At 38.5% G+C, this 15,285-nt stretch carries 20 protein-coding genes; 9 read left to right on the forward strand and 11 right to left on the reverse strand.

Translation table 11 applies throughout. From position 1 onward, the window contains the following. Positions 1 to 63: 63 nt before the first annotated feature. On the reverse strand, positions 64 to 537 hold the full coding sequence (locus H9635_RS00805) for an S-ribosylhomocysteine lyase (RefSeq protein ID WP_191698244.1): 474 nt from the start codon (positions 535 to 537) through the stop codon (positions 64 to 66). 164 nt (positions 538 to 701) lie between these two features. Next, positions 702 to 923 (reverse strand): YneF family protein, encoded by a 222-nt coding sequence (locus tag H9635_RS00810; protein WP_191698245.1) that lies wholly within the window; start codon positions 921 to 923, stop codon positions 702 to 704. Positions 924 to 1,135: 212 nt separating this feature from the next. Between H9635_RS00810 and H9635_RS00815 the strand changes: the two genes are divergently transcribed. The 6 genes from H9635_RS00815 to H9635_RS00840 all read left to right on the forward strand — a co-directional run bounded on the left by H9635_RS00815 (position 1,136) and on the right by H9635_RS00840 (position 4,839). Further along, positions 1,136 to 1,486 (forward strand): lmo0954 family membrane protein, encoded by a 351-nt coding sequence (locus H9635_RS00815; protein ID WP_191698246.1) that lies wholly within the window; start codon positions 1,136 to 1,138, stop codon positions 1,484 to 1,486. A 13-nt stretch (positions 1,487 to 1,499) separates the two neighbouring features. After that, complete coding sequence (locus H9635_RS00820; protein ID WP_191698247.1) at positions 1,500 to 2,126, forward strand: PspA/IM30 family protein; 627 nt, start codon at positions 1,500 to 1,502, stop codon at positions 2,124 to 2,126. A 67-nt stretch (positions 2,127 to 2,193) separates the two neighbouring features. Next, positions 2,194 to 2,868 (forward strand): cell wall-active antibiotics response protein LiaF, encoded by a 675-nt coding sequence (gene liaF, locus H9635_RS00825; protein WP_191698248.1) that lies wholly within the window; start codon positions 2,194 to 2,196, stop codon positions 2,866 to 2,868. Then, the gene (locus H9635_RS00830) at positions 2,865 to 3,890 is read left to right on the forward strand and encodes a sensor histidine kinase (protein WP_191698249.1); all 1,026 of its coding nucleotides are present in this window, start codon (positions 2,865 to 2,867) and stop codon (positions 3,888 to 3,890) included. Before liaF ends, H9635_RS00830 begins: the two co-directional genes overlap by 4 nt. Beyond that, positions 3,883 to 4,512 (forward strand): response regulator transcription factor, encoded by a 630-nt coding sequence (locus tag H9635_RS00835; protein WP_191698250.1) that lies wholly within the window; start codon positions 3,883 to 3,885, stop codon positions 4,510 to 4,512. The genes H9635_RS00830 and H9635_RS00835 overlap by 8 nt, the downstream gene beginning before the upstream one ends. Before the next feature lie 12 nt (positions 4,513 to 4,524). After that, a complete protein-coding gene (locus H9635_RS00840) occupies positions 4,525 to 4,839 on the forward strand; it encodes an acyl-CoA dehydrogenase (protein WP_191698251.1) in 315 nt (104 codons plus the stop codon). Positions 4,840 to 5,098: 259 nt separating this feature from the next. Here the strand turns inward: H9635_RS00840 and H9635_RS00845 are convergent, their stop codons facing one another. Both H9635_RS00845 and H9635_RS00850 read right to left on the reverse strand, forming a co-directional pair. Then, a complete protein-coding gene (locus H9635_RS00845) occupies positions 5,099 to 5,791 on the reverse strand; it encodes a tetratricopeptide repeat protein (RefSeq protein ID WP_225231053.1) in 693 nt (230 codons plus the stop codon). Between the two features lie 88 nt (positions 5,792 to 5,879). Continuing rightward, positions 5,880 to 6,209: a heme oxygenase gene (locus H9635_RS00850; RefSeq protein WP_191698253.1), complete on the reverse strand. Its 330-nt coding sequence runs from the start codon at positions 6,207 to 6,209 to the stop codon at positions 5,880 to 5,882. Between the two features lie 127 nt (positions 6,210 to 6,336). Here H9635_RS00850 and H9635_RS00855 point away from each other — a divergent pair, with 127 nt between their 5' ends. From H9635_RS00855 to H9635_RS00865, 3 genes are all read left to right on the forward strand, one after another. Continuing rightward, positions 6,337 to 7,779 carry a bifunctional metallophosphatase/5'-nucleotidase gene (locus tag H9635_RS00855; RefSeq protein ID WP_191698254.1) on the forward strand — a complete coding sequence of 481 codons (1,443 nt, stop codon included), beginning with the start codon at positions 6,337 to 6,339 and terminating at the stop codon, positions 7,777 to 7,779. Between the two features lie 466 nt (positions 7,780 to 8,245). Next, positions 8,246 to 8,776, forward strand: coding sequence for a hypothetical protein (locus H9635_RS00860; RefSeq protein ID WP_191698255.1), 531 nt, complete (start codon positions 8,246 to 8,248; stop codon positions 8,774 to 8,776). A gap of 19 nt (positions 8,777 to 8,795) precedes the next feature. Then, the gene (locus tag H9635_RS00865) at positions 8,796 to 10,334 is read left to right on the forward strand and encodes a flotillin family protein (protein ID WP_318245164.1); all 1,539 of its coding nucleotides are present in this window, start codon (positions 8,796 to 8,798) and stop codon (positions 10,332 to 10,334) included. Positions 10,335 to 10,623: 289 nt separating this feature from the next. On the opposite strand, the gene H9635_RS00870 is transcribed toward H9635_RS00865, so the two are convergent. The 7 genes from H9635_RS00870 to H9635_RS00900 all read right to left on the reverse strand — a co-directional run bounded on the left by H9635_RS00870 (position 10,624) and on the right by H9635_RS00900 (position 15,265). Further along, entirely contained in the window at positions 10,624 to 11,694 is a 1,071-nt protein-coding gene (locus H9635_RS00870) for a branched-chain amino acid aminotransferase (RefSeq protein WP_191698256.1), read from the reverse strand. A 144-nt stretch (positions 11,695 to 11,838) separates the two neighbouring features. Beyond that, positions 11,839 to 12,510 (reverse strand): hypothetical protein, encoded by a 672-nt coding sequence (locus H9635_RS00875; protein WP_191698257.1) that lies wholly within the window; start codon positions 12,508 to 12,510, stop codon positions 11,839 to 11,841. Next, complete coding sequence (locus tag H9635_RS00880) at positions 12,507 to 13,001, reverse strand: ECF transporter S component (protein WP_191698258.1); 495 nt, start codon at positions 12,999 to 13,001, stop codon at positions 12,507 to 12,509. The genes H9635_RS00875 and H9635_RS00880 overlap by 4 nt, the downstream gene beginning before the upstream one ends. Next, on the reverse strand, positions 12,988 to 13,416 hold the full coding sequence (locus H9635_RS00885) for a bifunctional adenosylcobinamide kinase/adenosylcobinamide-phosphate guanylyltransferase (protein WP_191698259.1): 429 nt from the start codon (positions 13,414 to 13,416) through the stop codon (positions 12,988 to 12,990). Before H9635_RS00885 ends, H9635_RS00880 begins: the two co-directional genes overlap by 14 nt. Then, the gene (locus H9635_RS00890) at positions 13,368 to 13,964 is read right to left on the reverse strand and encodes a histidine phosphatase family protein (RefSeq protein WP_191698260.1); all 597 of its coding nucleotides are present in this window, start codon (positions 13,962 to 13,964) and stop codon (positions 13,368 to 13,370) included. The genes H9635_RS00885 and H9635_RS00890 overlap by 49 nt, the downstream gene beginning before the upstream one ends. Then, positions 13,937 to 14,710, reverse strand: coding sequence for an adenosylcobinamide-GDP ribazoletransferase (gene cobS / locus H9635_RS00895; RefSeq protein ID WP_191698261.1), 774 nt, complete (start codon positions 14,708 to 14,710; stop codon positions 13,937 to 13,939). The genes H9635_RS00890 and cobS overlap by 28 nt, the downstream gene beginning before the upstream one ends. A 12-nt stretch (positions 14,711 to 14,722) precedes the next feature. Continuing rightward, entirely contained in the window at positions 14,723 to 15,265 is a 543-nt protein-coding gene (locus H9635_RS00900; protein ID WP_191698262.1) for a bifunctional adenosylcobinamide kinase/adenosylcobinamide-phosphate guanylyltransferase, read from the reverse strand. Positions 15,266 to 15,285 lie beyond the last annotated feature (20 nt).

The following is a 15,285-nucleotide window of genomic DNA, read 5'->3' on the forward strand; positions in this document are numbered from 1 at the left end:
TTTTACTCATCGTAAAAATTTAAACTGCTTTATTTCTATTCCGCATATTATAAGAGCTTTCGTTTACTGCTCATTAAAAACGATATGCCATTCATCACGTTTATCCAAAAATTGTTTCGCCAGCTCTTGTGCACCTTCCAGGCTATGGCTTGCCGCCCAGCCGCATTGCACTTCGTTGCACGCAGGTACAGATGTAGCTGCTAAAACATCATGCAATGTTTTTTCCAAAATTGCTAACACGCCTTCATAGTCATCATAATTCATAAACGCTACATAAAAACCTGTTTGACAACCCATTGGTGAAATATCGACTACTGCATCACTATGGTTGCGGATCCGGTCTGCCATTAAATGCTCCAATGAATGTAATGCAGGCATTACCATATGTTCTTTATTTGGCTGTTTAAAGCGAATATCGTATTTTGTTACGACATCTCCTTTAGCACCCTCTTTTGTCCCTGCTAGACGTACATATGGTGCAACCACTTTCGTATGATCTAAATCAAAGCTCTCTACATTCGTTTTTTCAGTTGTCATCTTTTGTCCCTCCAATACTTACAATCCTTATAAGGATAGACTAGAATCATAACCAAATCAATAGAATATTCAGATTTTTAACTCTAATTTAATAAAGGGTTAAATTTTTGCAAAACAAAAACTACCTCCATCACTCTTTAGAATGTAAAAGGTAGCTTAATTTATTATTTGTCTTGGAACTTGTTCATTTGAGACATCATTTGACGTACTTGTTTTTCCGACGGTTTACGTCCCATTTGCGCCATCATCACGCGAATCATTTGTTCATTAATTGGCGGGTTCTCTTTCAAATACTTCATCATATATTGACGAGCTGCGTAGAAACCAATTGCCACGCCCCCGATAAGAGCTGCGATTACGATAATAATCCAAATCCATGTTTGCATACTGTCCAACCTCCTCCATTACATATGTACCGAGAAAAACTCTCCAACAAGCATTATACAATAAAAGTTATTACGTTTCTATATATTTAATTTGAGTTATATGTCTGAGTTCCTATCAGCCTCCAGACCTAGATGAAAATACAGTTGCAGGTCGTTATTGAATTTTAGTAATTAACGTAACATGAAGTTATCAAATACAAGGAGGAACACATATGAAAAAGTTTTTCTTATATTCAGCTGGTTTCATCGCCGCAATTATTGCGCTTTGTCTATTGGTACCAGTAGTCGGACTATTATTATCAGGCGCACTTTTAGCAGCCGGTCTACATTATTACACGGGGAGCAAGTCTACATTTGGAAAAGTAATGAGTTTAGTTGTTGCATTTGTAGGATTAATTAGTGCAATTTCAAACATTCCCGGTTTTATTGGTCTAGTGGCAATTGGTATTATTTATTATATTTACAAATCACGTAAAAATGAGAAGGTTGAAATTTTTACAAGCAATAAAGAAGAGGATCCATTTACGAACTTTGAACGCGAATGGGCACATTTAAACAAATAAGGAGAGAAACATAATGAAAAATTTATTCACAAAATTTAAATACTCGATTCAGGCTGACTTACATGATTTATTTGATAAAAAAGTAGAAAAAAATCCAATTAAAATGTTAAACCATTACATTCGCGAAGCAGAAAAACAAACGGAGCATACAGGTAAACTGCTTGCACGTCAGGCACAGCTAAAAAAGGAATTGGAGTTACAGCTTTCACAAACAGCCGAGATGCTTGAAAAACGAGAAAAGCAATTACACTTAGCACAGGCTACCGAGGAAGTAGAACTCATTACCTTTGCACAAGAAGAAGTTGCTGCCTATACAACACGTAAGCACACATTGCTGACAAGCATTGATGCAGCAAACGTTGAATACTTTGCATTGGAACGTAAATTTGAAACAATGAAACATAAAATTAAAGATATGAAAGTACGACAGCTCCAGTTGATGGGGAAAGAAAATGTTGTACGTGCCAACCATCAGATGGACAAAGTGTTAACTTCTAATAACAATGAAAACTTTGATGAACTTTCGACATACATCGATGAGCTCTCTCAAAATATCGAGCGCAAGTATGAAGTGACATCATTTGAGTCCCGTTTAGCTCAGCTGGAAAAAGAACAAAAGCTAATTGAACAACCAAAATAATGCTATAATGTTTTAAAGGAGAAGGCGCTGTGCTTTCTCCATTTTGCTCGTTTTAGGAGGAGGCAATATGCCGAAAATCACGTCAGATCAGCTTACGATAATCGTTATTAGTATGGCACTTGTCGTTTTGATCGAATTGACACTATTCAATAATATCAGTGTATTTTTACTCATTGTCGGTGCAATTCTATTATTCTACAGCTTTAAAAAGAAAAAAAAATATACACTCTGGGCCGGTCTCATCTTAATATTCTTTGCAGTAATTCATTTATGGACATTACGTCTTTTAATCATCGGTACATTAATTTTTTTACTCTACCAATACTTAACGAAAAAAGAACAAATTATAGAAATCAAAAATCAAGTAATTGATACGATCGGAAAAAATAAATTGATTGGTACTACGGGCATCCCGACAGAAAGCTACCAATGGCGTGACATACACATTCAACGCTTCATTGGAGACATTACAGTTGATACAACAGAAACGATTTTACCCCAAGGGAAATCAATTATTGTCATTAATCAATCACTAGGAAAAGTGAGGATTACTGTCCCGTATGAAGTAACGCTTCAGCTCCACTATTCTACGATATATGGTGAGGCCAATTGCTTACACTTCTCGCCTAAGCAATGTATAAATGAGCAGCTCTACTTTGAGGATGGCGATCCGGATGCAAAACGTGTACTCGTACTATACGTTACTTCCTGGATAGGCGATGTGGAGGTGCAGCGCGGATGATTGCATTTATAGCTCGATTTTTCGTACTTATTTTAATTTTTGCCTCTTTTACAATGAATATACTAATTTTTATACTTGGAGAGCCGGAAGAAGAAACGTGGCGCTTTTTATGGGAAAATGTTGATTATGACATTCCATTGCTTGGAATTATCGCGATTAGCGCTACCGGTATTAGCTTCTGCATTGCATTATGGATGGCTGTCGCCGTGAAAATGAAAGAGAATCAGACAACGAGGATTGTCAAAAAAATTGCAGAACCTGATTTTGCCCAGAAATTAAAGAAAACTAACGGTTCTTTAAATAAAGCATTGCGTGATGCCAACGAATTAATCGATACCCAGCGTGCATCTCTGCAACGACTTTCCCATGAGAAGGTCGAAACGAATGATGCAATTGTACAGGAGCGCCTTCTTGCAGAACGTCAACGTCTCGCACGTGAACTCCATGATTCTGTATCGCAACAGCTTTTTGCAGCTTCCATGCTATTATCTGCCCTTACAGAACAGCAGCAAGACGAGCATGCCCAAAAACAGTTGGCACAAGTAGAAAAGGTCGTCCAGCAAGCCCAGCTTGAAATGCGGGCACTGCTCCTACACCTACGCCCCATTGCTTTGCACAATAAGAGCTTAGCAGAAGGTCTGGAAGATTTGATTGTCGAATTACAGGAAAAAGTCTACTTTAATATTGATTATCAAATAGAGGAAATCAATTTATCTAAAGCGGAGGAAGACCATTTATTCCGTATTGCACAAGAAGCATTATCCAATACTTTAAGGCATGCTAAAGCGACAGAGGTTGAACTGCTTTTAATTGCACGTGATCAGTTAGCCATTTTACGCATTCAGGATAACGGTCTTGGTTTTAGTAATGATGGCGACAAAACATCTTCTTACGGATTAAGAAATATTGCCGAGCGAGCTGTCGAAATTGGGTGTACGTATAAAATCGTCTCCGTTCCAAATGAAGGGACTATTGTAGAAGTAAAAGTTCCGATTAAAAAGGAGGAACAATTGAATGATTAAAGTTGTTATTGTAGATGATCACGAAATGGTACGTATCGGGGTCGCTGCCTATTTGTCGGCACAGCCTGATATCGAAGTCATCGGAGAAGCAACAAACGGCGAGGAAGCGGTTGAAAAGGTGCTATCACTAAAACCTGATATTGTCTTGATGGATAATGTTATGCCGATAAAAACAGGTGCGGAAGCGACAGCCGAGATTTTAGCGCAGTGGCCGCAAGCGAAAGTAATGATTGTCACAAGCTTTATTGATGACGACAAATTATATCCGGCACTTGAAGCAGGTGCGGTCAGCTATATACTGAAAACGAGTAACGCAAAACAAATTGCTGAAGCAATCCGTAAAACGATGGCTGGTGAAACAGTACTTGAGCCTGAAGCTACAACAAAAGTAATGGCCCGTATGCGCGGTACTGCACCTGCTTTGCACGATCATTTAACAGACCGGGAAATGGAAGTGTTACTGTGTATGGCCAGAGGACTTGCGAATCAGGAAATTGCAGAGGAACTATTTATTGCATTAAAAACGGTAAAAACACATGTAAGCAATATTTTAAGCAAGCTCGAAGTACAAGATCGTACACAAGCAGTCGTTTATGCATTTCAAAATGGCTTAGTTAAGTAAGGAGGTTATACGGTGACATTCACATATGAAAAATTTGCACAGGATGGGACCCTTACATTAATGGATCCCCTCTTCACACTATTGCTGATTTTTTCAGCACTGTTCATTATTGTACTACTGCGCTTTGCAATAAATCCTAAAGTTATGTTATTTATTGGTGCCTTAATTATTTTACTAAGTGCACAATTACAGTCGATTGAAGGCATTTTGGCTGATGAACTTAATTTAGCCGATTCATCGAAGAATTTTTACTTTTTTATTGCAATCGTCGTGATACAAGTTGGATTAATAGTATTTGCGTTTGTGAAGGACAAAAAGAAGAAATAGATGATAGTGGAAAAGGCTGTCTTGAAGGGATTTTTAAACCCTTTTTAGATAGCTTTTTTTATTAGAAGTTTTCATAGTTTATTAGAACTTTCGGCGAGGATTTTAGAACTTTCGCAGAAGATATTTGAACATCAGATACCTTTATTTGAAAATCTCGGAGATTTATTAGAAGATCAAAACGATATTAGAACTTTTTCAACAAGAAAAACTCACGAACCTGCTTATTGAAACCGTTCGTGAGCGCGATTTTATTACCTACCTAGTTGAAAAGATATTCCTTTAAATTTTCCAATGTTGAATCGATACCATTGCGAAGAGATGCTTGATCTTCGCGGCAAGTCTCAATCGCCTTTTCAATAGTAACGAGTGCTTGCTCTAAAAAGGGCTCGGCATTTAAGTCTTTATAAAGCCTTGTTAATACAAGTGCCTTGTTCCAGTGCCATCGGGCGTTTTCCGGATCCAGGTCAATAGCCCGTTCTATGTAAATCATTACCTCAAAAGGAGACCAATTAAAGCGGTTCATCGTCTGACCTGCTATCCCGTAATAAAGTGCTTTATTCGGATTATGCTTTACGGCCTCGATAAAGCAGTGGATACTTTCATCATATTGATGTGCCATTAAAAACAAATGCCCCTGTACATAAAACGACTGTGCTTTTCGTTTATCATCAGCTGTTCGTGCATCGTTCTCAAGCTGCTTCACTTTAGCTGCAAATTCCTGTTCGTCTTTAATGCTTCGCAATTGCTCTAGTTCATCATTTTCTTCATAGCTTTCATTGGCACGTTCAATACTTTGCGTATGTTGCTCAGTCGGCTTAGGGAAATTTTCATACTCGTATTTTTTAAATAAATTTAAAAATTGTGTAGCTAATGCGTCATTGCCTTCCTGTAACTGACGTGTAGCCTCTTCATAGCATTTTAAAAATTGCCCGTCATAAAAAAATTTTTCCATTAATAACACGAAAAGCACCTTCCTAATCTTGATGAATCATCGTATGAAAAAGAAGCGCCCTAATCATCATTAGGACGCTTTTTTTAACTTATTTTGAAATAGTGCCTGCTACTTCAGCAATAATAATTTCTGAACCTAGCATTGGAGAGTCGCCTTGCTCACCATGACCTTGCCCTTCAGATGGACGTTTATGTGATTCTTTAAATGCATCACTTTCACGCCATACTGAGAAGCTTTCTTTTGAATCCCAGTACATTACGACACTCATTTCATCATACTCTTCAAATTGAGTCGAAACTAATACTTCAACCTTTTGGAATCCTTCAAACTGTTGTAATGGACCCGGTTGCACAAATTTTGGCGCCATCATTTCGGCAAAGCCTTTTTTTACTTTGATGCGGTTTGTTACTGTAATCATTATTCCAACTCCTAAAATTTAAAAGTAAGTGTATTCACTTTTTATTAAAGCACTTTCATCACTGTTGCGCAATAATTCACACACGCTATAATGAAGGAAAATGAATAGTTGAAGGAAGTTTTTGCATATGCAGTTTTCTATTATTGCCACTAGTGACATACATGGCCATACAGAGCGGTTTTCACAGCTTGCTCAAATGATTTCAAAAAGACAGCCTGCATTGTTAATTGATAACGGTGATTTTCTTCAAGGCAGCCATTTAAGCTACTATTACGACCATATTATACATAAACAGCATCCTCAAATAGAGCTGGCTAATGCGCTCGGCTACGATGTTGGCATTTTCGGAAATCATGAATTTAATTATCCACCTGAAAAAGTGCGAAAAATACAAAAAGCCTGTAACTTTCCGTGGATAGCTGCCAATATTACGGGCTTTGCAAAACCGTATTTTATAAAGGAAATTCACGGAATACGGATTGCGGTAGTAGGCGTTGTGACGCATTTCACGAAGCTTTGGGATGAAACTAACTCGATACAGCATTTACATTTTGAACAAGCATTTGAAAGCGCAAAAAATACAGTGAACTATGTACGAGAAGTAGAAAAAGCCCATTTCGTAATTTTAAGCTATCATGGCGGTTTTGAACGGGATTTACATAATGGGAATCAAATTGATCTTGAACATGGTGAAAATGAAGGCTATCGCATGCTTTATGAAATTGATGGTATTGACGTATTTATTACAGGCCATCAGCATTTAGAAATTGCGACAAAGATTAACGGGATTTCTGTCGTTCAACCTGGAGCGAATGCACATTGCTTTGCTCAAATCGATGTAACGATAGAAAATGACCAAATAATTCATGAACCATCTCTTGTTCACGTGGATTCAAGCCTTCCAATACAGCCCTTTCCCGAATTTAACGGCTGGAAAAAGGAAGTAATCGGTAGCACAGAAAACGATTTAACATACTCGGATTTCTTTACTCCGCGCATAGCATCATCATCGTACACGCAATTGATACATGACATGCAGCTTCATTATTCAGGAGCTCAGATTTCAGTCATTGAACTCCCTTACCATTTTTCAGGCGGCTTTCAAAAAGTTATAACGCGAGAACAAGTTATACACAATATGCCGCGCGCCAATCGTTTGCTCGTTGTTGAAATGACTGGAGCTGACATTCGAGAAGCAATTGAACAAAGCGCAGCCGTCTTCGCACTGAATAACAAAGGTGAAGTCGATTTTAGTCTTTCTGTTTTTTACCCAGAGCCGCAGCCATATATTTATGATTTATGGGGTGGCATTGACTATGAAATCAATTTAAGTAATCCAGTTGGACAGCGTGTAGTTAGGCTGAACTATAATGGTTGCTCGATACAAGACACTTCATTGTTTGAAGTAGCGGTCAACAGCTACCGCGCAACAGGTGCCCATCATTTCCACATGTTTAAAAAACAGCCTATTCGTGAATCAAAAAAATTCATACCCGACTTAATGATGGAATATATTGAACAGAACAGCCCATTAACAGTAGAGCTAAAAAACTATTTTACAATGAAATAAATGCTCAAAAATAGCGTATGTCGCTTCGAACAAAACGACATATGCTTTTAATTGCTACTTTACTAATTCCCCACTGGCATCATAAAACTTCAATCCAAAACTCGTATTTCTTTGAGGTAGGTAAACTGCTTCAATACCAGCTTTCCCTTGCTCTACCTGAAACGCTACTTACTTACTAGCATGATCATTCAGCACGCCTTTAACGATTGGATGACCTTCTCCTCGTCCCTTGTAAGACTCCTTCATGCCTCTTTAATTGCCTATAGTTCACCTTTCTTTGTTAGCTCTATGACAAGCATTTGACGTACACGACGCAATTTTTTCTTAATCGTATTATAGGGCGTTTTAAGATAGAGAAATTATTTCTAACCATCAATATATTCTCCCTTTAAATTTTTGTTTTTTCTGAAACTTTTTCCAGTTCCATCCGTATTTACTAATACAAAGGACTTAAGGAGGTGACAACTTGTTTGGGTATTCCATTGAAACCATTTATTTAACCATCTTAATCGTTATCGGATGCTGTACGATTCTTTATTTATTTTTTGCAGATTTTGCTGATGTATCTATCGATGGACTTCCTTTTTTAGATCCGGCTGTTATCCTTTCGTTTATTACATTCACTTCTGCTGCCGGTTATATTTTTGAGCGTTTTTCAGGTTTTACAAGCCTCATCATCTTAATAATCGCATTCATTATAGCGTGTTTACTCACAGCACTTCTTTATTATTTCTTACTCGTTCCTTTACGCACAGCTGAAGTATCTCTTGCTTATACAGATGAATCGCTTGAAGGCCAGGCTGGAAAAGTCATTGTACCTGTTCCTTTAGATGGCTTCGGGGAAATCGTAATAGAATCCGCAAACGGTATCATTTCCAAACGTGCGGCGAGCTTTCATCATGTAGAAATTCCATATGATACAAAAGTTTTAATAATTGAGATGCGTAATGGTACGGCAATGGTTGCGGTTTATGAGAAAGAGGAGTTTCAATTTTAAATTTTAGGAGGAAAAGTATATGTCAAGTATTGCAGAAATGTCAGGTATTTTAATTGCAGTGGGGGTTGTCGTATTTCTGATTGTCGCTCTTGTAGCGGTTTATGTAATGAAATACCGTACAGCAGGTCCAGATGAAGCATTAATCGTAACAGGTAGTTATTTAGGGAGTAAAAATGTACATACAGACGAATCAGGTAATCGCATTAAGATTATCCGTGGTGGTGGTACATTTGTGTTCCCTGTATTCCAGCAGGCAAAACCGCTTAGTTTACTTTCTAGTAAATTAGAAGTAACAACACCTGAAGTATACACAGAACAAGGTGTACCGGTTATGGCAGATGGTACAGCCATCATTAAAATTGGTGGTTCCATTGCGGAAATTGCTACAGCTGCCGAACAGTTTTTAGGGAAAGCAAAGCAAGATCGCGAAAGTGAAGCACGTGAAGTACTAGAAGGTCACCTGCGTTCTATTTTAGGATCGATGACTGTTGAAGAAATTTATAAAAACCGTGATAAGTTCTCGCAGGAAGTACAGCGTGTCGCATCGCAGGATTTAGCGAAAATGGGCTTAGTCATTGTTTCATTTACAATTAAAGATGTCCGCGATAAAAACGGCTATTTAGATTCACTCGGTAAGCCTCGAATCGCTCAAGTAAAGCGTGATGCCGATATCGCAACAGCTGAGGCGGATAAAGAAACACGTATTAAACGTGCTCAGGCTGCTCAGGAAGCGCAACAAGCAGAATTAGAACGCGCTACTCAGATTGCAGAAGCTGAAAAAAATAACCAGTTAAAAGTAGCTGAATTCCGTCGTGAGCAGGATATTGCAAAAGCTCGTGCCGACCAGGCCTATGAATTAGAATCTGCACGTGCAAAACAGGACGTAACAGAACAGGAAATGCAAGTTAAGATCATTGAACGTCAAAAGCAAATCGAATTAGAAGAAAAAGAAATTCTACGTCGAGAAAAGCAATATGATTCTGAAGTGAAGAAAAAGGCAGATGCAGACCGTTATGCCATCGAACAAAACGCAGAAGCTCAAAAACGAAAAGAGCTTGCGCAGGCAGATGCGGAGAAATATCGTATCGAAACACATGCACAAGCAGAAGCGGAACGTATTCGTTTAGATGGTCTTGCTAAAGCTGATGCAGAGCGTGCACAAGGTACGGCTGAAGCTGAAATTATTCGTTTACGCGGTCTTGCAGAAGCAGAAGCGAAAGAAAAAATTGCAGAAGCATTTGAACAATACGGTCAGGCTGCTGTCCTTGATATGATTGTGAAAATGTTACCTGAATATGCAAAACAAGTTGCAAGTCCACTTGCCAATATCGATAAAATTACTGTTGTTGATACTGGAGGCGGTGCAAATGGTGGCGCTGGTAAAGTTACAGGCTATGCAACAGATTTAATGGCCGGTCTGCAGGAAACTTTAAAAGCATCATCTGGTATTGATGTAAAAACATTAATCGAATCATATGTCGGTAAAAATGCATTTGAAAAAGCAGCTCCCGTTTCTCACGAAAGATTTAACCATGTAGAGGAATTAGTGGAAAAATAAAGTGAAAATAGTGATCGGGACCTAAGTAGAGAATTTATTAAATGAGCAGAAACTGTATAATAAAAATAATCTTTATTAAAATTGGTTGAAGTGAAGGGTCGACTCCAGCGGGACCAGCGAAATTATTTTGCTACGAGTAATCGCAGGAGCACGACGCCTGAGACGTTCGTGTAAGGCCGTGCCCGCGGAAAGCGTACCCGTAACGGAAACCAATTTTTAGCGCACTCAAAAAACTACAATTTTTCTCCGCGGAGAAAAATTGTAGTTTTGTTTTGTCCCGGCATCTAAATTAGATTTTAACCGTCCAGCCAAATGGATCTTCCATTTTTCCGTACTGAATGCCTGTTAATGTATCATACAGCATTTGTGTCACTTCACCAATTTGGCCGTTGTTGACTGTAATCACATCATCCAGCCACTTTAATTCACCAACTGGAGAAATAACTGCAGCTGTACCCGTACCGAACGCTTCTTCCAGCGTACCGTTTTGGGCTGCAGCGACAATTTCTGCAAACTCGATTGCACGTTCTTCAAGCCGAATGTTTTTTGATTTTAATACTTGAATCATCGAGTCACGTGTAATACCGGGTAAAATACTGCCATTTAATGCAGGTGTAATGACTGTTCCTGCAATTTTGAAGAAGATGTTCATGCTTCCTACTTCTTCTACATACTTATTTTCCTTACCGTCTAACCATAATGTTTGAGAGTATCCTTGTTTTGCGGCAAGTTCCGAACCTTTTAAGCTTGAAGCGTAGTTACCCGCTGTTTTTGCTTCGCCGGTACCCCCTACTACAGCACGTACATAATGCTGCTCTACTAAAATTTTAACCGGGTTAATGCCTTCTTTATAATAAGAGCCAACTGGTGACATAATAATCATGAATTTATAGCTTTTCGCAGGGTTTACACCTAAATAGCTTTCCGTCGCAATAATGAATGGACGAATATAAAGAGATGTACCTGGTTCTGTTGGTACCCATTCACGATCCACTCGGATTAATTCCTTCAATGCTTCCAGTGCAAAATCCTCATCGATTGGCGGAATGCAAAGGCGTGCATTAGAAGTATTCAACCGTTGGAAATTACGTTCCGGACGGAATAATTGTACGTCACCTTGCTCTGTCATGTATGCTTTTAAACCTTCAAAAACCGCTTGTCCATAATGGAAAACCATTGCAGCAGGGCTTAATGTAATCGGTGCATAAGGTTCAATAGATGCATTATGCCACCCTTTACCTTCTTCATAATCCATTACAAACATGTGGTCCGTAAAAATTTGACCAAAACCAAGCTTTTCTGCAGGTGTCTTTTCTTTTTTGTTTGTTGATAACTCAGTTGTAATTTGGTACGTTGTCATAATTCATGCTCCTTAACTTATTGAAATTGATACACTCTATCATACCACTTTATTTTTAGAATATTTAGTATTTTTTAATTTTAAACAAAAAATATTTTTTACTAGCAGTTCTAATAGTTTTCGAGCATATTTCATCATTTAAAATTAATTCATTTCTACAATTTCAGTTAAAGGTGCTGTCATATTCTTTTTAAAAGTTTCTTCATATTCTTTTTTTACTGCGACTAGCACAGCACATGATGGTCCGGCCGACGCTTCTAAATTGATTGCTGCACTGTATTCTTCACCGATAAAGCGCTTAATTTCGGTACCAATTCCTTTTGAACCTGTAGGCCAGATTGCTTCAATGATCCCACTTTGTAAACCTTCAAACAACTCTTTTAAGTTAGCAATTTTGTCAAGGTTTTCCACTACATCGTTACCGACTAGCGGTTCACCGACAATATAATAAAGGCAGTTCGTCCGATCACCGCTAAATTGCTTTTCCCCTATTATTGTTAAGGAAACAGCCGACTGCAAAGCGGAAAAATTCGTTTCACTGGAACCTGTCAATGGTGGCATATTTAAAGCCATTTCATTAAATGCCTTTTTAAACCCTTCTGCATACTCATTCCATACGTTGTCACCCGAAAAGTTGGCCATTAATAACTGCACAGGAATTGCCCCCGCACATAACTGCTCCAAAATGGCGGTACGTGCTGTAAAATATGCGGTAATTTCATTTGGCACTTTCACAAGATCATGCTCTTTTGTTCCAATACATCCTGAATTATCGATTGTTACGATTAACCCGTTTACTTCGATCGCGTTTCTCATGCGTTCACCCCAACACGCTGTACTACATTTTTAATGACTGGCATTACGACGATGGCAATGAGACAGTTCACGAATGTTGCAATAGAAAGTGAAGCAATGGATCCGATATAAAATGCCGGTGAAATAAGGAAGTAAAATGGTAAAGGTGCAATAACCCCATTTCCAATCACAACAAATATCCACTTTGAAATATGCAATCCTTTTCGATGCATTACAGCGAAAATTGCGACAATAATGAACATCTCCACTGCAATAATGATATGGAAAACACCTAATGGAAAGCCAGATGTAAGTCCTGTTGCAATATGACCGAGTGCTCCTGCTGCGCCTGCGAAAATAGGCGGTAAAAAAATCGCACTAATAAATGCTGGAGCCGAATCCAGTGCCGCTGTTGCAACAACGCCTACCGGTATTTTAATAAAACTTCCAATCGCACACATTGCAGCGATTAAAGCGGTTAAAATAATGAAACGTAATTTAGTTTTGTCCATAATGTGCTCCTTTTAAAATTTGTGGAATACCGTACCATACACGAACAACCGTATGCCCTTCGCTACAAAGCTTTTGGTATAGTCGACCACAAGTATCTCTTAATTGTCGTGCTTCCTTTTCAAGCGGCACTACCCCCCTGCTCGTATCTGTACAAATACAAAATACTTCAGCGAGTGCGGAAATTTCGGCAATATGCTCAAAAATCTGCTGTGCAACCTGCTCCTCCGGTTGATGAAGATGCGGTAAAACAATCTGTTCGAAATTGCTAATAATAAATCGTTTATCTCCAGTTACTTCCTCTATCCGAGGTAATACCCCCTCGTATTTGACAAGCTCTTTTGTAGGTAATTGTGCAACTAAATCTTCTACATATGCTCGTTTACCGTTATGTGCTCCTCCGAGTATAATGAACATCTTGCACCTCCTATAAAGTCTTCAATCGAACCCCAGCTAAGCGTATAAATTGTTCGGTGGTTGGCAATCGTTTGCTGAAACGTCTGCTCCGTAATACCGTATTTCGCAAGCAGTATCCGAATGACACCACCATGAATGATTAATGTATATTCTTTCTCTTGTTGTACAATTTCATGAACACCCGTTAAAACACGCTGTTGAAACTGTAAAAAGTGCTCCCCGTTAGGAATTGGCGTATTTACCGGATCATCAATCCATGTCCGGTAAATGTGATTATGCTGGAGTTGTTCATATGTGCACATTTCAAAATCACCGAAATTCAGCTCCCGCAATTTTTCATTCTGGATATATGTAGCATGTGGAAAATAACATTGTGCTGTTTCTCGGCACCGTAACAAATCACTTCCAAATACTTCATTTGTATGGATCGGTGCCTGTGCCTGTACCTTTTTTAGAATCGGCTCATCTGTCCAGCCAATATATTTTTTCTCTATATTCGCTTTTGTCTTTTCATGACGAATTAAATGCAAAGTAACACCGTCACCCATAGCACAACCTCCAAACCTTCTCCTAAAGCACCGAGTAAATCACCGCTCATCCCGCCAAAATGCTTTTGCGACCATTTCCTGTAAAAGATAAGTGATAGTAGCATAACAATTACTAAAATAAACAAGCTGTACATCGAAAAATAAATCCAAACTGCAAATAATGCTAAAGAAAAAATACTTATTATTAGCATTAATTTCTTTGAAATGATAATGGATTTAAAATAAGCTGCGAGCCCTGTCTGCTTGGCCGGTTGCATCGTAAAAAAATAAATCAGCATCCCTAAACGGGCAATAAAAGGGATAAAAATAATAAAGGCAATAATCTCCTCATGACCATTTAAAAGCATTTCATAAATAACACCGACTTTTAACAGCAATAAGCAAAAAACACTGATGACACCGAAAGCACCTGTACGTGGATCATCCAAAATTTCCAATCGTTTTTCTTTTTCACCATAGGAAAAAAAGGCGTCGCTCATATCTATCCAGCCATCTAAATGCAGACCGCCTGTTAGAATAATGAACATAATTACAATTAAAATCGCCAATAGTAGACTCGAAATGTCACTATAACTTGAGATGATAAAAATGCCACCACTTATTATTGAACCGATGAGTAAACCAACAATCGGTAAGAAGGCGTACATCCATGTAACCGACTTGGCATTCATATCAAGCTGCTTCTTAATTGGGATTGCCGAGAAAAATTGCCATGCTAATAAAAATCCTGTAAAGCTGTTTTTCAACTTGCCCACTCCTTACTTCCACCGCTGTACAAGCTGATATTGTACTTCATATGCTTCATCGCTATGTTGGACAATCCACTGATGAAGTTTTCCCAACAGTTTACGATATAAATTTACCTCATCATAATGTGAAGGCAATTCGTCTAACACTTCATTTGATACAACTATTATTGTAGCACCATGCTGATGCCAAGCTAGCAATTGCTTTTGCAGCGATTCAATACAATTATTGATATATTCGCTATTTTTTCCTTCTGCTTCATAATTGAAAAGTACATTTGAAAGCCAGGTTGTCACACATTCAAAAAGCACGACTGCCTCTTTTGAAAGCTGTTGAATTGTTAAAGGAATCTGTACTTGCATTTCCACCGTGTCCCAGTTAGCGTTTTGGTTTTGACGGTCCCGCTGATGACGGACAATCCGTTTTTTCATTTCATCATCAAACGATACTCCCGTAGCGACATAGTAAAGCGACTTATTTTCGCCTAACTGCCTCGCATAGTTCTCTGCAAATGCACTTTTTCCGCTGCGTACACCACCTGTTATAAAAATCAATCGTATGCCTCCTTTCCAGT

The sequence above is a fragment of the Solibacillus faecavium genome, assembly GCF_014836905.1.
In the GTDB taxonomy this organism is placed as follows: domain Bacteria; phylum Bacillota; class Bacilli; order Bacillales_A; family Planococcaceae; genus Solibacillus; species Solibacillus faecavium.